17 protein-coding genes are annotated in these 16,620 nt (G+C 72.6%); 12 read left to right on the top strand and 5 right to left on the bottom strand.

Annotated elements, in window-relative coordinates:
• Window positions 1-55: 55 nt before the first annotated feature.
• Together ACFUC1_RS10270 and ACFUC1_RS10265 are read right to left on the bottom strand one after the other, a co-directional pair.
• Window positions 56-1,207, bottom strand: a complete 1,152-nt coding sequence (locus tag ACFUC1_RS10270; RefSeq protein ID WP_379119302.1) for a Gmad2 immunoglobulin-like domain-containing protein — start codon at window positions 1,205-1,207, stop codon at window positions 56-58.
• Window positions 1,204-1,767 carry a SigE family RNA polymerase sigma factor gene (locus tag ACFUC1_RS10265; RefSeq protein ID WP_379119300.1) on the bottom strand — a complete coding sequence of 188 codons (564 nt, stop codon included), beginning with the start codon at window positions 1,765-1,767 and terminating at the stop codon, window positions 1,204-1,206. The genes ACFUC1_RS10270 and ACFUC1_RS10265 overlap by 4 nt, the downstream gene beginning before the upstream one ends.
• 126 nt (window positions 1,768-1,893) lie before the next feature.
• On the opposite strand from ACFUC1_RS10265, the gene ACFUC1_RS10260 reads away from it, so the two are divergent.
• The 7 genes from ACFUC1_RS10260 to ACFUC1_RS10230 all read left to right on the top strand — a co-directional run bounded on the left by ACFUC1_RS10260 (window position 1,894) and on the right by ACFUC1_RS10230 (window position 8,236).
• Window positions 1,894-2,244 carry a histidine triad nucleotide-binding protein gene (locus ACFUC1_RS10260; protein ID WP_379119298.1) on the top strand — a complete coding sequence of 117 codons (351 nt, stop codon included), beginning with the start codon at window positions 1,894-1,896 and terminating at the stop codon, window positions 2,242-2,244.
• A gap of 24 nt (window positions 2,245-2,268) precedes the next feature.
• Entirely contained in the window at window positions 2,269-3,357 is a 1,089-nt protein-coding gene (locus ACFUC1_RS10255; protein WP_379119296.1) for a PhoH family protein, read from the top strand.
• Window positions 3,335-3,802, top strand: coding sequence for an rRNA maturation RNase YbeY (ybeY, locus tag ACFUC1_RS10250; protein ID WP_310147976.1), 468 nt, complete (start codon window positions 3,335-3,337; stop codon window positions 3,800-3,802). Before ACFUC1_RS10255 ends, ybeY begins: the two co-directional genes overlap by 23 nt.
• Window positions 3,803-3,813: 11 nt before the next feature.
• Window positions 3,814-5,145, top strand: coding sequence for a hemolysin family protein (locus tag ACFUC1_RS10245; protein ID WP_379119293.1), 1,332 nt, complete (start codon window positions 3,814-3,816; stop codon window positions 5,143-5,145).
• Entirely contained in the window at window positions 5,142-6,155 is a 1,014-nt protein-coding gene (gene era, locus ACFUC1_RS10240; protein WP_379119291.1) for a GTPase Era, read from the top strand. The genes ACFUC1_RS10245 and era overlap by 4 nt, the downstream gene beginning before the upstream one ends.
• Window positions 6,156-6,306: 151 nt before the next feature.
• Window positions 6,307-7,341, top strand: coding sequence for an aspartate-semialdehyde dehydrogenase (locus ACFUC1_RS10235; protein WP_379119289.1), 1,035 nt, complete (start codon window positions 6,307-6,309; stop codon window positions 7,339-7,341).
• Window positions 7,342-7,714: 373 nt separating this feature from the next.
• Window positions 7,715-8,236: a hypothetical protein gene (locus ACFUC1_RS10230; RefSeq protein ID WP_379119287.1), complete on the top strand. Its 522-nt coding sequence runs from the start codon at window positions 7,715-7,717 to the stop codon at window positions 8,234-8,236.
• Between the two features lie 49 nt (window positions 8,237-8,285).
• On the opposite strand, the gene ACFUC1_RS10225 is transcribed toward ACFUC1_RS10230, so the two are convergent.
• Window positions 8,286-10,316 carry an acyl-CoA dehydrogenase family protein gene (locus ACFUC1_RS10225; protein WP_379119285.1) on the bottom strand — a complete coding sequence of 677 codons (2,031 nt, stop codon included), beginning with the start codon at window positions 10,314-10,316 and terminating at the stop codon, window positions 8,286-8,288.
• An 87-nt stretch (window positions 10,317-10,403) separates the two neighbouring features.
• Window positions 10,404-11,303 carry a GNAT family N-acetyltransferase gene (locus tag ACFUC1_RS10220; protein WP_379119283.1) on the bottom strand — a complete coding sequence of 300 codons (900 nt, stop codon included), beginning with the start codon at window positions 11,301-11,303 and terminating at the stop codon, window positions 10,404-10,406.
• Between ACFUC1_RS10220 and ACFUC1_RS10215 the strand changes: the two genes are divergently transcribed.
• The gene (locus tag ACFUC1_RS10215) at window positions 11,302-11,592 is read left to right on the top strand and encodes a hypothetical protein (protein ID WP_379119281.1); all 291 of its coding nucleotides are present in this window, start codon (window positions 11,302-11,304) and stop codon (window positions 11,590-11,592) included. The genes ACFUC1_RS10220 and ACFUC1_RS10215 overlap by 2 nt on opposite strands.
• Window position 11,593: 1 nt before the next feature.
• Here the strand turns inward: ACFUC1_RS10215 and ACFUC1_RS10210 are convergent, their stop codons facing one another.
• Window positions 11,594-12,379, bottom strand: coding sequence for a hypothetical protein (locus tag ACFUC1_RS10210; protein WP_379119279.1), 786 nt, complete (start codon window positions 12,377-12,379; stop codon window positions 11,594-11,596).
• 86 nt (window positions 12,380-12,465) lie between these two features.
• On the opposite strand from ACFUC1_RS10210, the gene ACFUC1_RS10205 reads away from it, so the two are divergent.
• The 4 genes from ACFUC1_RS10205 (at window position 12,466) to leuA (ending at window position 16,619) form a co-directional block, all read left to right on the top strand.
• Complete coding sequence (locus tag ACFUC1_RS10205) at window positions 12,466-12,927, top strand: hypothetical protein (RefSeq protein ID WP_379119277.1); 462 nt, start codon at window positions 12,466-12,468, stop codon at window positions 12,925-12,927.
• Between the two features lie 33 nt (window positions 12,928-12,960).
• Window positions 12,961-13,635 (top strand): GntR family transcriptional regulator, encoded by a 675-nt coding sequence (locus tag ACFUC1_RS10200; RefSeq protein WP_379119275.1) that lies wholly within the window; start codon window positions 12,961-12,963, stop codon window positions 13,633-13,635.
• Window positions 13,632-14,660, top strand: a complete 1,029-nt coding sequence (locus ACFUC1_RS10195) for a 1-aminocyclopropane-1-carboxylate deaminase (RefSeq protein WP_379119273.1) — start codon at window positions 13,632-13,634, stop codon at window positions 14,658-14,660. Before ACFUC1_RS10200 ends, ACFUC1_RS10195 begins: the two co-directional genes overlap by 4 nt.
• A 213-nt stretch (window positions 14,661-14,873) precedes the next feature.
• Complete coding sequence (gene leuA / locus ACFUC1_RS10190) at window positions 14,874-16,619, top strand: 2-isopropylmalate synthase (RefSeq protein ID WP_379119271.1); 1,746 nt, start codon at window positions 14,874-14,876, stop codon at window positions 16,617-16,619.
• Window position 16,620: the final 1 nt, after the last annotated feature.

Here is a 16,620-nt window from a genome sequence, read left to right as displayed (position 1 = left end):
GTGCTGAGCGCGGCCGGCCGCTGGCGCTGAGGTGTCCGGCGCGCCGCGCCGAGGCTCAGCGGACGGTGAAGGCCACGAGGTTCGCGGCGACCACCGACTGTCCGTCGGCCTGGCTCGGCTCGATGACCCGGATGGTGTAGCTGCCCGCGGGGAGCACGCCGAGCGGGATGGAGTACGTGCCCTGCTGGGGCGCGCCCGTGGAGGCCGTGGCGTGGCCGCTCCTGACCTTGGCGCCGTCGCGGTCGAGCTCCCAGGCGACGGTCCCCTCGAAGACGATGGCCTGCCCGGTCACGGTCACCGGCCTGGCGGCGGGCAGGACCTGGTCGCGCGCCGGGGAGGTGACCCAGATCGCGGCGAGGTCCTCGTAGACGCGGTCCGCCGGGGGCCGGGTGAAGGTGCGTCCGGCGGTGGGGATGGAGCCGAAGAGCTTCGCGTCGCCACCCTCGACGGTGAAGCGGACCGGGACGTTCCCCTTCTGCAGGGCAGCCTGGGCCGTCCACACGAGCTCCTGCACGGCCAGCCGGCGGAGGTCGGCGCTCGGCGCGGCCGCAAGGTCCCCTGCCGTGGCGAGGTCGACGGTGATGAGTGTGGGCGACACCGTGACCGCACCGATCTGCTGGCCGGACCAGAGCTGGAGGTAGGGCCCGTCGGCGGACGACGCCGGCGGGGTGACGGCCAGCGCCAGTGCGGCCCTGGTCCTGGCCGCGGCATCCGTCCCGGCTGCGGTGCCGGGCAGGAACTCGCGGTAGAGGCCGTAGGTCGCCCTGTCCCCGCCCTGCGAGCCCACGAAGTACACCGGGAGGCTGGCCGCCCCCGGCACGGTGGTGCCGGTGGCGCTCGGCGACGTCGGGGAGGGGCTCGGGGAGGTCGGCGACGGCCCGGGCTGCGTCGTCACCGACGAGCCTGTCGCCGGCGAGGCGGTGCGGGACGCCTGGTCCTGCCCGGCCCACCACACCGCGCCGGCGATGAGGGCGACGGCCGCCGCCGCGGCGACCGGCACGAGCCATCGGCGCGGGCCGTGACCGGTGCCGGTGCTCACCGGCCCTGCCTCTCGGGCCTGGTGCAGGATCGCCTCGAGGCGGTCGGGCGGTCGGACACTGCGGGTCTCCTCTGCGAGTTCGGTGCGGAGCTGGTCCTCGAGCCGGCGGAGCTCGCCGGGCTCGAGGTACGGGTCGATGCGGGGGTCGGGCGTCGGGCCGTCGGTCACGACACGTCTCCCATCCGGTCACGCAGGCCGGCGAGGCCGCGGTGTGCGTGGGCCTTGACCGAGCCGGGGGAGATGCCGAGGGCGTCGGCGATCTCCGCCTCGCTGAGGTCGAGGTAGTAGCGCATGGTGAGCACCTCTCTCTGGCGCTGCGGCAGCCCGCCCAGCGCCCGGACCATGGACCGCCTCGCCTCCGACCCGAGCGCCCGGTCCTCGGCGCTCGCCTCGGTGCGCCGGCCGGGTGCCCCGGCGTCGGCGCGCTCGCGGGCGAGGTGTCGCTGCTCCACGCCCCGGTGCCGAAGGCTCGACCGGGCGCCGTTGACGACCGACCGGCGCAGGTATGCCGTGGCCTTCTCCGGGTCGCGCAGCGAGTCCCAGCGGCGGTGGACCGCGATGAAGGCCTCCTGGACGACCTCCTCGGCTGCGAGGTCGTCGCGCAGGAGCAGCCAGGCCAGCCGGACCAGGCCGGCCCAGTGGGCGGCATACAGCTCCCGCACGCCCTCGTCGGCGTCCGGGTGCCCTTCGTCGCTCCGGTCGCGCACGGCCACGCCCAACAGTCCCACGCCCCTTCGACGCGCTGGTCGACCCCGAGGTTGACGCGCCGGGCAACCGATCTGCGAGGGATCCTGCGCCACGGCAGGAGCCTCGTCGGCGCGCAGCCGGCGGGGGCGGCTGGCTAGTCTCGGGGCATGGCCGACGGCGACTGCATCTTCTGCTCGATCCTCTCCGGTGACATCCCCGCCGACGTGGTGCGCGAGGACGAGCACACGCTGGCTTTCCGTGACCTTGAGCCGCAGGCCCCGACGCACGTGCTCGTCATCCCGCGTCGTCACGTCCCGGACGTGGGCACGCTGGCCGTCGAGGCGCCGGACGAGGTGGCGCCGCTGTTCGCCGCGGTGCGCGCCGTCGCCGGGCAGGAGGGCGTGGCCGACCGCGGCTACCGCAGCGTCTTCAACACCGGTGCCGAGGCGCACCAGACCGTCTTCCACGCCCACGTGCACGTGCTCGGTGGGCGGGCAATGGCGTGGCCGCCCGGCTGAGGCGCACCGTAGACTGGACGGACCATGGCAGACGCTGATCATTCGACCTCACTGGGCGAGGATGCCGACGAGGCCCGCCCAGTCCCGACCCACACCGTCGTGATCCCGCCGCAGGTGCAGATGGTGACCCTCCTCGGTCCGCGCGACGAGCTGCTGCGCACCATGGAGCGGGCGTTCCCCCAGCTGCAGATCCACGTGCGGGGCAACGAGTTCCACCTGTCCGGGCCCAGCGCCGAGGTGGCGCTCGCCGAGCGCACGGTCGACGAGCTGCTCGCGGTGATGGAGGGCGGCCAGCCGCTCAACCGCGACGCCGTCGAGCGCTCGATCCAGATGCTGCGGGCGCAGACCGTCGAGCGGCCCGCCGACGTGCTGACCATGAACATCGTCAGCAACCGCGGCCGCACGATCCGCCCCAAGACGCTGAACCAGAAGCACTACGTCGACGCGATCGACAAGCACACCATCGTCTTCGGCATCGGCCCGGCGGGCACCGGCAAGACGTACCTGGCGATGGCCAAGGCCGTCCAGGCGCTGCAGGCCAAGCAGGTCAACCGGATCATCCTGACCCGGCCCGCTGTCGAGGCGGGGGAGCGGCTCGGGTTCCTGCCCGGCACCCTCAACGACAAGATCGACCCCTACCTGCGGCCGCTCTACGACGCGCTGCACGACATGGTCGACCCCGAGTCGATCCCACGCCTCATGGCGGCGGGCACGATCGAGGTCGCGCCCCTGGCGTACATGCGTGGCCGCTCGCTGAACGACGCGTTCATCATCCTCGACGAGGCGCAGAACACCTCGCCCGAGCAGATGAAGATGTTCCTCACCCGCCTGGGCTTCGGGTCCAAGATGGTCGTCACGGGTGACGTCACGCAGGTCGACCTGCCCGACGGCACGCGGTCGGGCCTGCGGGTCGTCCGCGACATCCTCGCCCACGTGGAGGACATCCACTTCTCCGTCCTCACCCCGCAGGACGTGGTGCGGCACCGGCTCGTCGGTGCCATCGTCGACGCCTACGGCCGCTGGGACGACGCGCAGCAGAGCCGCGGCCAGCAGGCCCGTGGGGGCCGCGAGCAGGGAGGGCGAGGGCAGCATGAGCGTCGACGTCCTCAATGAGACCGACTACCAGCTCGACGAGCTCGAGCTGGTGGCGCTGAGCAAGTACGTCATGACCCAGATGCGGGTCCACCCCGGGGCCGACCTGTGCCTCCGGCTCGTCGACGAGCCGGCCATGGAGGTCCTGCACGTGCAGTGGATGGACCTGCCGGGGCCCACCGACGTCATGAGCTTCCCGATGGACGAGCTGCGGCCGGGCCGTGAGGGGGAGGAGCCCGAGGAGGGCGTCCTCGGAGACATCGTGCTGTGCCCGAGCGTCGCGGCCCGCCAGGCCAAGGAGGCCGGCCACGCGACCGAGGAGGAGCTGCTGCTGCTCACGACGCACGGCATCCTCCACCTGCTCGGCTACGACCACGCCGAGCCGGACGAGGAGCGCGAGATGTTCGAGCTCCAGCGGCAGCTCCTGCTGACCTTCCTCGCCGGCCGCGGCCGGCCCTCGTCCTGAGCGGGGGAGCCGTGACCGGGGTCGTCGTCGCCGCCCTCCTGTCGACCGTCGTCGCGTTCGTCCTGGCCGCGGCCGAGGCGGCGATCTGGAAGATCTCCCGCGTGCGGGCCAACGAGCTCGTCGAGGAGAACCGCACGGGCGCGACGTCGCTGGCGCGCATCATGGCCGACTCCGCGGCATACCTGTCGGTCACGGCGTTCCTGCGCGTCGTGGCGGAGGCGACGACGGCCGTCCTCATCACGCTGGGCACCATCGACCTCGTCGACGGCTTCTGGGCCCGGCTGCTCATCGCGATCGGCGTCATGGCGCTCGTGTCGTTCGTCATCGTCGGCGTCTCGCCGCGCACCCTCGGCCGCCAGCACTCCGACACGGTCGCGCTGCTCGCCTCGCCGCTCATCATCGGGCTGCGCGCCATCCTCGGCCCGGTGGCGCGGGTGCTCGTCGCCCTCGGCAACGCCGTCACGCCGGGCCGTGGCTACCGGGACGGGCCGTTCCAGAGCGAGTCCGAGCTGCGCGACCTCGTCGACCTGGCGGGGGAGAGCGCCGTCATCGAGGCCGACGAACGCCAGATGATCCACTCCGTCTTCGAGCTCGGCGACACCGTGGCGCGCGAGGTCATGGTGCCGCGCACCGACATGGTCACCATCGACGGCGAGAAGTCCCTGCGGTCGGCGATGTCGCTGTTCCTGCGGTCCGGCTTCTCGCGCATCCCGGTGGTCGGCGACGGGTCCGACGACATCCTCGGGCTGCTGTACTTCAAGGACGTCGCGCGCCGCGTCAACGCCGACCCCGAGGCCGTCACGCTGCCCGCCACGGCGCAGATGCGGCCGATGCACTACGTCCCCGAGAGCAAGCCGGTCGACGACCTGTTGCGGGAGATGCAGCACGACCAGAGCCACTTCGCCGTCGTCGTCGACGAGTACGGCGGCACCGCCGGCCTCGTCACGATCGAGGACATCCTCGAGGAGATCGTGGGCGAGATCGCCGACGAGTACGACCGGGAGGCGCCCGGCGTGGAGGACCTCGGCGATGGCACGATCCGCGTCCCCGCGACGATGGACATCGACGACCTGGCGGACCTGTTCGACGTCGAGATCGAGGAGGACGAGGTCGACACCGTCGGCGGCCTGATCGGCAAGATGATCGGCCGGGTGCCGATCGTCGGCTCGAGCTGCGAGGTCGCGGGGCTGCGGCTCACCGCCGAGCGGATGGCCGGCCGCCGGCACCGGATCGCGAGCGTCATCGTCGAACCGGTCCGGGTCGAGGAGGGCTCCGCGGGGCACGGTCACGGGGCGGGTGCCGCGGCCACTACGGTGGAGCCCGAGCGCGAAGGAGTGTCATGAGCCGCAACGGGTCCACGGGTGGAGGCGCCCCCGCCTCGCAGGGCGGTTCCGGCACGCCTGCCGCCGGACGGGCGGGCGGGTATGCCGGGCAGCAGTCGGGCGGGTACGTCGCCGGCTTCGCGTGCCTGGTCGGGCGCCCGAACGCGGGCAAGTCGACGCTGACCAACGCCCTCGTGGGCCAGAAGGTCGCGATCACCTCCTCCAAGCCGCAGACCACGCGCCACACCATCCGCGGAATCGTCACCACCGACACGTCGCAGCTCGTGCTCGTCGACACCCCCGGGCTGCACAAGCCGCGGACGCTGCTGGGGGAGCGGCTCAACCACGTCGTGCGCGAGACCCTGCTCGAGGTCGACGTCATCGGCTTCTGCCTGCCCGCGGACCAGAAGCCCGGGCCGGGCGACGCGTTCATCGCGCGCGAGCTCGCCGAGGTGCAGCGGGCCAAGCGCAAGCCCGTCGTGGCCATCGCGACCAAGACCGACCTGGTCGACAAGCAGCGCCTGGCCGAGCACCTCATCGCCATCGACCAGCTCGGGTCCTGGGACGAGATCGTGCCCTGCTCGGCAACCAACGGCTCGCAGGTCGACGACGTCGCCCGGCTGCTGTCCTCGCACCTGCCGCCGTCGCCGGGTCCGCTCTACCCCGAGGGCGTCCTCACCGACGAGCCGGAGGCGGTCATGATCGCCGAGCTCGTCCGCGAGGCCGCGCTCGAGGGCGTGCGTGACGAGCTGCCGCACTCCCTCGCCGTGGTCGTCGAGGAGATGGTCCCGCGTGAGGGCCGCCCTGCGGACAACCCGCTGCTCGACGTGCGGGTCAACGTCTTCGTCGAGCGGCCGTCGCAGAAGGCGATCGTCATCGGCCGCGGCGGCTCACGGCTGCGGGAGGTCGGTACGAATGCCCGCCGCGGCATCGAGGCGCTGCTCGGCCAGAAGGTGTTCCTCGACCTGCACGTGAAGATCGCCAAGGACTGGCAGCGCGACCCCAAGCAGCTGCAGCGCCTGGGCTTCTGACGCCGCCCCCCGGGGAGGGCGTGGGCGACCCGGTGGCGACCCCCGCGTCGACCACCACGGACGCCGGGAGCCCTGCCAACGACCGCGGGGATCCGGCCACATCGTGAGCCGCTGACCGGGGTGCCGTCCGAGCCGACCTATCCTTGGTCCCATGCGAGTTGGAGTCTTCGGAGCCACAGGACAGGTCGGCTCGGTCATGCGTGCGCTGCTCGACGAGCGCGGCTTCCCGGTCGAGGAGATGCGCTACTTCGCGTCGGCGCGATCGGCCGGCACGACCCTGCCGTGGAAGGGCGAGGACGTCACGGTCGAGGACACCGCGACGGCCGACTTCACCGGCCTCGACATCGCGCTGTTCTCCAACGGCGGCTCCACCTCCAAGGAGTGGGCGCCGAAGGTCGCGGCTGCCGGCGCCGTCGTCGTCGACAACTCCAGCGCCTGGCGCAAGGACCCGGAGGTGCCGCTGGTCGTGAGCGAGGTCAACGCCGACGACCTCGACACCGTCCCCAAGGGCATCGTGGCCAACCCGAACTGCACCACCATGGCCGCGATGCCGGTGCTCAAGCCGCTGCACGACGCGGCCGGCCTCGTGCGCCTCACCGTCGCGTCCTACCAGGCCGTGTCCGGCTCGGGCGGCAAGGGTGTGGCCGAGCTCGACACCCAGCTGCGCGGTGGTTATGCCGCGGGCGACCCCCGCGGCCTCGCGCTCGACGGGCGCGCCGTCGCCGTGCCGGAGCCGAACGTCTACGCGGTTCCCGTGGGCTTCAACGTGATCCCGCTGGCCGGCTCGATCGTCGACGACGGCTCGCTGGAGACCGACGAGGAGCAGAAGCTGCGCAACGAGTCGCGCAAGATCCTCCACATCCCCGACCTGCGCGTCTCGGGCACCTGCGTGCGCGTCCCCGTCTTCACCGGCCACTCGCTGGCGATCCACGCCGAGTTCTCGCAGGACCTCAGCCCCGAGCAGGCGCTCGAGCTGCTCGGCCGCGCGCCGGGCGTCGTCGTGAGCGACGTCCCGAACCCGCTCGAGGCTGCGGGCCGCGACGAGGTGTTCGTCGGGCGCGTCCGGGTCGACCAGTCCGCCCCCGAGGGCAAGGGCCTCGTGCTCTTCGTCGTCGGCGACAACCTGCGCAAGGGCGCGGCTCTCAACGCCGTGCAGGTCGCCGAGGAGCTGCTCAAGCGCCGCTGACGGCGCCCCGCCCCGCCGCCCCCGCCCCTCCAGCCCCGCCCCGCCAGCCCCGTCCCGCCCCGCCAGTCCCGTCCCGCCCCGCCAGCCCCGCCCCGCCAGCCCCGTCGTCCGACACGCTCGTCTGCTCACAGACGAGCGTGTCACTGAGCGCGGATCTGCTCCCTGCGCAGTGGTACGGGGATCTGTGCACAGACGAGCGGAGGGGCGTCGCAGAACGGGCGACCCGTGACAAACGGCACCCCGGACCTACGCGATCTGACCGTTTCGTCCCTGCTCCTCGTGCCGGTCGCAGCACGCGCGCCGCGGGTGTTCCTTGGACGGGCGGACCGGCATGCGACGGGCGTGCCGGACGCACTGTCGCGAGGAGCTCACAGTGGAACGACGCATGGGGCGGATCGTGGTGGCAGGTGCTGCGGCGGGGTTGTCCGCCGTCGCCTTCCAGGCGGTCCCGGCGCTCGCAGCGGCCGGGGGAACCGGGCACACGGTCACGCAGACGGTCACGCAGCACGGTACGTGGACCGAGACGGGGGACACCGACTTCTGCACCGGCGAGACGATCTCGCCGACCATCACCGGCAACTCGGTCATGCACGTGACCTGGTTCCCCGCCGGTGACGAGGTCTGGGGGACCTTCACGACCGAGGGGACGGGGTCGTTCGTGCAGCCCTCGACCGGCCTGACCTACAGCGGCCGCGTCACGGTCTGGGGCAACTTCAACGTGAACGAGAAGAACAGCAACGACACCTTCACGGCGACCTTCACGCTGTCGGCGGTCGACGCGAACGGCGTCACCCACCTCGAGGTCGGGCACGAGGTCGCGCACGTCGCGTTCAACGCGGTCGACCCGCTCGACCCGGTCGTGTCCTTCGACAAGATGAGCGTGACCTGCTCCTGAGCCGACGGCCGACCCGCGAGCGGGGTCGAGACGGCCGCGCCGGACGACGTCAGCGGACGGCGCGCCAGACGGACTCGACCTCGCTCGCGCCCGGCGACCAGGGAGCGATCCACGGACCGGTGCCCTCGCTCGGGTCGAGCACACCCTCCTCGAGCCAGGTGTAGTCGCCGGCCAGCACGCCCTGCGCCAGGCGGCGGTCGGCGTCGTCGGTGTTGGACCAGAGGGCCCTGAAGTGCGCCTCGACCCGCAGCCGGCTCTGCTCGCAGAACGTGTCGGCGAGGCGGTAGGCCGAGCGCCCCCGGGCCTCGTCGTCGGTCCGCAGCATCTCGGCCCGGCTGCACGCCGCCGTCATCGCGAACAGCTCGGCGCCGATGTCGACGATCCGGCCGAGGAAGGCCTGCCGGTACTCCATCGCCGCCTGCCACCGCGACATCCCGTAGAACGTCTGACGCGCCAGCTTGCGGCTGGACCGCTCGACGAACCGCAGGTGCCGCGCGAGGTGGCCGAACTCGGCATACGACGTCGGCACCGCGCCCCTGCCGGCGACGAGCTGGGGCAGCCACTTCGCGTAGAAGCCGCTGGCGCCCGCCGCGGCCCGCGCCTTGTCCTCGAGCGTCGCGTCCTTCTCGGCCAGCGCGCCGGCGGCCTTGAGGTGGGCGTCGACGGCCTCGCGCGCGATGAGCAGGTGCATGATCTCGGTCGAGCCCTCGAAGATCCGGTTGATCCGCAGGTCGCGCAGCATCTGCTCGGCCGGCACGGCGCGCTCGCCGCGGGCGCGCAGCGACTCGGCCGTCTCGTACCCGCGCCCACCCCGCACCTGCACCAGCTCGTCGGCGATCCGCCACGCCATCTCGCTCGACCACAGCTTGGCCAGGGCCGCCTCGATCCGGATGTCCTTGCTGCCGGCGTCGGCGAGCTGGGCCGAGAGCTCGAGCACCGACTCGAGCCCGTAGGTCGTGGCGGCGATGAACGCGATCTTCTCGGCGACGGCGCCGTGCTCGCCGACCGGACGGCCCCACTGGACCCGCTCGGCCGACCACTCCCGCGCGATCTTGAGCGACCACTTGCCCGCGGCCGCGCACATCGCCGGGATGGACAGCCGGCCCGCGTTGAGGGTGGTGAGCGCGATCCTGAGCCCCTCGCCCTCCTTGCCGAGCCGGTTCTCGGCGGGCACCCGGACCTGGTGGAAGCGCGTCAGCCCGTTCTCGATCCCCTTGAGCCCCATGAAGGAGTTGCGCCGCTCGACCGTGATGCCCTCGGCCGTCCCCTCGACGACGAACGCCGTGATCCCGCCCTTGTGCCCGTCGTGCTCGGGCACCCGCGCCATGACGACGAGCAGCTCCGCGACGACGCCGTTGGTGGTCCAGAGCTTCACCCCGTCGAGCAGGTATGCCGTGCCGTCGTCGGTGGGCGTGGCCGTGCTCGCCATCCGCGCGGGGTCCGAGCCGACGTCCGGCTCGGTCAGCAGGAACGCCGAGATCGCGCCCGCGGCGCAGCGGGGGAGGAAGGCCTGCTTCTGCTCGGCCGTGCCGACGAGCTTGACCGGCTCGGAGACACCGATGGACTGGTGTGCCGACACCAGGGCTCCGAGGCTCGGGTGCGCCGAGCCGATGAGCATGAGCGCCTTGCCGTAGGCGGACATGGTCAGGCCGAGGCCGCCGTACCCGCGGGGGATCTTCATGCCGAACGCGCCGATCTCGGCCAGCCGGGCCAGGTCCTCGTCCGGGATCCTCGCGTCGCGCTCGATCCGGGCGCCGTCGATGGTGGCGCACACCTCGCGCAGCCGCGCCAGGAACTCCTCGCCGCGTGCCTCGTCCTCACGGCTGGCCCGCGGGTGCGGGTGCACGAGGTCGAGGTCGAAGTGGCCGAGGTAGAGCCCCTTGGCGAAGCTGGGCCGCTGCCACTCGGTCTCGCGCGCCTCCTCCGCGACGGCGCGCGACTCGCGTTCGCTGGCGTCGACCCGCGGCGTGGTCCCCGTGGCCGCCCCAGAGGTCGCCTCGGGATCGGCACCGGGGTGCGTCCCTCCACCCCCGGGCTGGCGTGCTCCCTGACCTGCTCCCTGCCGGACGTCACTGCTCATGACATCGCCTCCCTCGCCCCAGTCTCGCCCCGGGGTCGGGGAAGCGAAACCCCTCACCGGCGGGCGAGGGCCGGCCGGGCGGGATCGTCAGAGGTCGGTCATCCAGTGGCGCCAGGTCTGGGTGACGTGCATGCCAACGTGCTCGTAGAGGCCCAGCGCGCCTGTGCGCGAGTCCGTCGACAACTCGCTGACCGTGGCGCCGTGGCCGCGGGCGCGCTCGAAGGCGTCGACGAGCAGCGCCCGGGCCAGCCCAAGCCCGCGCTGGTCACGACGGACCGCGATCGCGTCGACGTAGCCCGTGTCGCCCGCGAGGATCGTGTAGCAGACACCGACCTCCGTGCCGCTGTCGTCCGTCACGAACCGGATCTGCCACGGCTCGAAGCCGGGCCGCAGCGGGCCCCGGGGCGCCCAGTCCTCGTAGCTCGACGGGTCCCGGTCCGGCCACTCGTTGAAGGCGTCCTCGATGAGCTGGAAGGCGGTGCGCCCGTCGCCTTCGCCGGGCACGAACTCGCGCAGCGCATACCCCTGCGGCAGCGGCTGCGGCTCGATGGCGCTGTCGGCCGGGACCTGGAGCACCCACGACGTCCAGCCCTCGCGGTAGCCGCGCCCCTTGAAGAAGTCCTCGGCGCCGCTGCCGCCGGGGACGGTCTGCCCCACGAGCTTCGAGCCGCCGGCGCGGGCGCACTCCTCGAGCCAGTCGGCGACGAAGGTGCCGATGCCCCGGCCGCGGTAGTTGGGGTGGACCGCGGCCTCTGCGCGACGCCCCTTGAACACCTCGCCGAACGCGGCCAGTCGCTCGCCGTGCCACACGCCGATGCTCTGCGTGGCGAGGTCGAAGCTGGCGCGCGCCCAGTCGCCCTGGATGTCCTCGAGCTCGATCGCGGCCTGGCCGATGTCGTGCGTCTCCGCGGCGTGCACGACCTCGAAGACGGCCCGGGCGTCGGCCGGCGCGTGCGGGCGGGCGGAGAACCCGTCAGGAAGTGCCATGCCCGCATCGTGCCGGGTGCGGGGGAGCCCCTGCACGCCGTTTTCGTGTGCCGGGGGCGGATCCCTCGACACCACGGTCAACTTCGTCAACCTCGTGGCGGGTGCCCTGCTCGGGACGGTGGCGGCGGGGCGGCTGTCGAGGCGGTTCGGCATGGGCCGCACGATCATCGCCGGGGCCGTGCTGTTCTCCGCCCCGGTCGCCGCGCTGCCGCTCGCCGGCGGCCCGTGTGGTCGCGCGTCACGGTCCTCGCCCTCGACGAGCGCGGCCGCCCCCGCGGAGACCGGCTGACTCAGCCCGGCGCGAAGCCCCAGCCGCGCTCCGCGAGGGCGTCCCGGAGGAACCGCACCGCCACGGGGCCGACGCCGTGCAGCGCGGCCAGCTCGTCCTCGCGCAGCGCCCTCACCTGCTCCAGGGTCCAGATGCCCTGCGCACGCAGGGCCCGCGAGGCCGGTGCCCCGATGCGCGGGAGCGGGGTGCCGTCGGGGGCTGACTGCCTTTCGGCCCGTGGCGAGCCGGACTCGGCGTCCACCACCGCGGCACCCCGCGGGGAGAGCCGGTAGCAGATGTCGAGCGACTCGGTGAGCCCGAGCTCCTTGAGCTTGCGGACGTCCCGCTTGAACGACGGGGTGTCGCGTCCGAGCTCCGGCGCGCGCACGGTGGGGGAGCGGTCGATGATCGCGAGGGTCGTGCGCGTCCACGGGCCGACCGACGATGCGGCGTCGAGCCGGTCCAGCCGCCGGCGGATGGCGGCCACCTCCTCGGCGTCCGGCACGGCGGCGCGCAGCTCCTCGCGCGGGTCGGCCCCGGCATACCGCAGCCCGACGCGCCAGGCGGGTCGGTCCGCCTTCATCTCCAGCATCCCGCGCAGGTGGGCCAGCGAGGGCGAGCCCGCACGGCGCGCCTCGGCGGCCGTGATCCGTGACGGGGCGACCTGGTCGACGCTGGTCACCTCGAGGACCCCGACCCGCGTGCGCAGCCGCGTGCCGACGAGCACCCGGGGTCGGTCCCACCGGCGGAAGGCGAGGTCGACGTCACCCGCCTTGATGGCCGCCAGGGTGTCGGGCCGGATCATCATGTGCCGAACCTACCGACGGACCTTCGGCACTGTCGCCCGTCTCCTCGCGGCGGTCGTGTGGTGGTGAGCAGACGCGGAGGTGCACCATGACGAGCCCCACCACCGAACCCCGGACCCGGACGTCCCCGACCCGCACGCCCCCCACGCGGACCCAGCGCCGGGTGGGCTACGTCGCGGGAGCCGTCGTCAACGCGCTCCTGCTGGTGGCGGTGAACGGGTGGCCCGGCTGGGACGCGGTGCCGTTCCTCACCGACGACACCCGCCTGGTGCTCGGCTGGGTCAACGCCTCCATCGTCGTCGGCCTGCTGGCCAACCTCCTGTATGCCGTCGCCGACCCGCCGTGGGTACGCGCAGGCGGGGACCTCGTCCAGAACCTCGTCGGCCTGGCCGCCATGGTGCGGCTGTGGCAGGTCTTCCCAGTCCACTTCGCCCCCGGTGGCTTCGACTGGGAGCTGGTGGCGCGGGTGTTCCTCGGCATCGGCATCGTCGGCGCGTCGATCGCGATTCTCGTGGCGCTGGTCAAGCTGGTGCGCCGGGCAGCCGCTTGACTGGGGGCGGGCCTCTGATATGCAATATATCGCGTGCCTGTCCCCACGCCCGCGACTGCGACGCTGCCGCGACAGCTGCTGCGCGACGACGTCTACCAGCGCCTGAGGGCGGCCATCGTCGACGGCACCCTCGAGCCGGACGAGGTCGTCCGCGACCAGGAGCTCGCCGCCTGGCTCGGCGTGAGCCGCACCCCGGTCCGCGAGGCGCTCCTCAGGCTGCAACAGGCAGGGCTCGTCACCGCGACACCGGGGCGCTCCACCCGCGTGGCGTCCCTCGACGCCCGCGCCACCAGGGACGCCCAGGCCGTGGTCGCAGCCGTCCACGAGGTGGCCGTCCGGGCCGCGGTCGCGCAGCTCACCGCCGACGACCTCGCCGCCATGGCTGACGCGAACCGGCGGTTCAGCCGGGCCCTGCGGCGCGGCGACGCCGAGGCCGCGCTCGCCGCGGACGACGAGCTGCACGGCATACCGGTGCGGGCGGCGGGCAACGAAGCGGTCCGCGACGTGCTCGAGCAGTACACGCCGGTCCTGCGCCGCGTGGAGCGGCTGCGGTTCGGCTCGCTCGACGCGCGCGGGTCCGTGCGGCTGCACGACCAGCTCATCGCGGCGTGCACCGCCCGTGACCCCGAGGCCGCCGCACGTGCGAGCACCCTCACCTGGCAGACCCTCGTCCCACTCCTCGACCGCGCCACCGGAGGCACGCTGTGAGCATCGCCGACTTCGACCGCTACCCCCTCACCTTCGGTCCCAGCCCGGTGCACCGGCTCGACCGGCTCACGGCCCACCTCGGCGGCGCGCAGGTGTGGGCCAAGCGCGAGGACTGCAACAGCGGCCTGGCGTTCGGGGGCAACAAGACCCGCAAGCTCGAGTACATCGTCCCCGACGTCCTCGCCTCGGGTGCGGACACGCTCGTCTCCATCGGCGGCTACCAGTCGAACCACACCCGCCAGGTCGCCGCGGTCGCCGCGAAGCTGGGGTTGAAGTGCCGGCTCGTGCAGGAGAAGTGGGTCGAGTGGGACGACCCCGTCAACGACAGGGTCGGCAACATCCTGCTGTCGCGGATCATGGGCGCCGACAGCCGGCTCGACCCGCACGGCTTCGACATCGGCATCCGCACGTCGTGGGAGGACGCGCTGCGCGAGGTCGAGGAGGCCGGTGGCACGCCGTACGGCATCCCGGCCGGCGCCTCGGAGCACCGCCTCGGCGGGCTCGGCTTCGCGAACTGGGCGTACGAGGTGGCCGAGCAGGAGCGCGAGCTCGGCGTCTTCTTCGACACCGTCGTGGTCTGCACGGTCACCGGCTCGACGCACGCCGGCATGGTCGCAGGTTTCGCCGCGCTCGAGGACGCCGGCGGCCGACCGCGCCGGGTCCTCGGCATCGACGCATCCGCCACACTGGAGAAGACCCGCGCCCAGGTCGACCGCATCGCCCGGCACACGGCCTCGCTCATCGGGCTCGAGCGCGAGCTGCGCGACGACGAGGTCACGGTGCTCGAGGGGTGGGCCGGGGACCGCTACGGCATCCCGGTCGAGTCGACCGTCGATGCGATCCTGCTCAGCGGGCGGCTCGAGGGGATGATCATCGACCCCGTCTACGAGGGGAAGTCGATGGCGGGCCTCGTCGACCTGGTGACCTCGGGCGAGATCGGGAGGGACTCGACCGTCCTCTACGCCCACCTCGGCGGCCAGCCGGCCCTGAACGCGTACTCCGGGATCTTTCCCTTCTCGTCGTGACCGCCGAGGTCGGCCCTGTCCGGATCGTGGGCGCACCCAACCGCACGTTGGACGGATGCCGCGGACCGGCATACCCTCGACGCGTGCGTTCCTCGCGCCTCCTCCTTCGCCGCCGCGGCGGGGCCTGACCGATCAGCCGCCCCTCGTCGCGGAGTTCGCGTTGCCGGCTGAGGCCCCACCTGGCCACCCCAGCGAATCGTTAGGCGAGACACCATGATCCACCCCCAGCAGCCGTCGGGTATGCCGGTCGCGAAGTACGTGCCGTTCCAGGACCAGATCGCGGTGGACCTCCCCGACCGCACGTGGCCCACCAAGGTCATCGAGAAGGCACCGCGCTGGTGCGCGGTCGACCTGCGCGATGGCAACCAGGCGCTCATCGACCCGATGAGCCTGGACCGCAAGAAGCGGATGTTCGAGCTGCTCGTCCGCATGGGCTACAAGGAGATCGAGGTCGGCTTCCCGTCGGCGAGCCAGACCGACTTCGACTTCGTGCGCATGCTCATCGAGGACGACATGATCCCCGACGACGTGACGATCCAGGTGCTGACGCAGTGCCGCGACCACCTCATCGAGCGCACGTTCGACGCGATCCGCGGCGCCAAGCAGGCGATCGTGCACTTCTACAACTCGACGTCCGTGCTCCAGCGCCGGGTCGTGTTCGGGCTCGACCAGGACGGGATCGTCGACATCGCCCTGCAGGCCGCACGCCTGTGCCGCAAGCTCGAGGAGACCATCCCCGACACGACGGTCTACTACGAGTACAGCCCCGAGTCCTACACCGGCACCGAGCTCGAGTTCGCGGTGCGGATCTGCAACGAGGTCGCCGACGTCATCGACCCGACGCCCGACCACAAGATGATCATCAACCTCCCCGCCACGGTCGAGATGGCGACGCCGAACGTGTACGCGGACTCGATCGAGTGGATGGTCCGCCACCTCGAGCGGCGCGAGTCGATCGTCGTCAGTCTGCACCCGCACAACGACCGTGGCACCGGCGTGGCCGCAGCCGAGCTGGGCTACCTCGCCGGCGCCGACCGGATCGAGGGCTGCCTGTTCGGCAACGGCGAGCGCACCGGCAACGTCGACCTCGTGACGCTGGGCATGAACCTGTTCAGCCAGGGGATCGACCCCGAGATCGACTTCTCCGACCTCGACGAGATCCGTCGCACGGTCGAGCACTGCAACCAGCTCCCCGTCGCAGAGCGGCACCCGTGGGGCGGCGACCTCGTCTTCACGGCGTTCTCCGGGTCCCACCAGGACGCGATCAAGAAGGGCTTCGAGGACATGGAGCGCCAGGTGGCCGCGTCCGGGAAGTCCATCGACGAGCTCGTGTGGGGCGTTCCGTACCTGCCCATCGACCCGCACGACGTCGGCCGCTCGTACGAGGCCGTGGTCCGCGTCAACAGCCAGTCCGGCAAGGGCGGTGTCGCCTACCTGCTCAAGAAGGAGCACCAGCTCGACCTGCCGCGCCGCCTGCAGATCGAGTTCAGCGGGGTCGTCCAGGCCAAGACCGACACCGAGGGCGGCGAGGTCAGCGCCGCGCAGCTCTGGGAGGTCTTCCAGGACGAGTACCTGCCGGCGGTGGACGGCGGCGCGAACACCTGGGGCCGGTTCACGCCGGTCACGCACTCGCTCATCACCGAGGACGGCGGGGTCGACCGCATCACGGCCACCATGCTCGACCACGGCCAGGAGGTCACGGTCGAGGGCAGCGGCAACGGCCCGATCGCGGCGTTCATCGACGCGCTGTCGACCCTCGGGGTGGACGTGCGCGTGCTCGACTACGCCGAGCACGCCTTGTCCGCCGGTGGCGACGCGCGCGCCGCGGCCTACGTCGAGTGCGCCGTCGGCGACCGGGTGCTGTGGGGCGTCGGCCTGCACGCCTCGATCGTCAAGGCCTCGCTGACCGCCGTGCTCTCCGCCGTGAACCGGGCCGAGCGGGAGTCCGCCTCCGCCTGAG

This window comes from Pedococcus sp. NPDC057267 (assembly GCF_042668795.1).
Lineage (GTDB): Bacteria > Actinomycetota > Actinomycetes > Actinomycetales > Dermatophilaceae > Pedococcus.
This window is presented reverse-complemented; position numbering and strand designations above follow the sequence as displayed.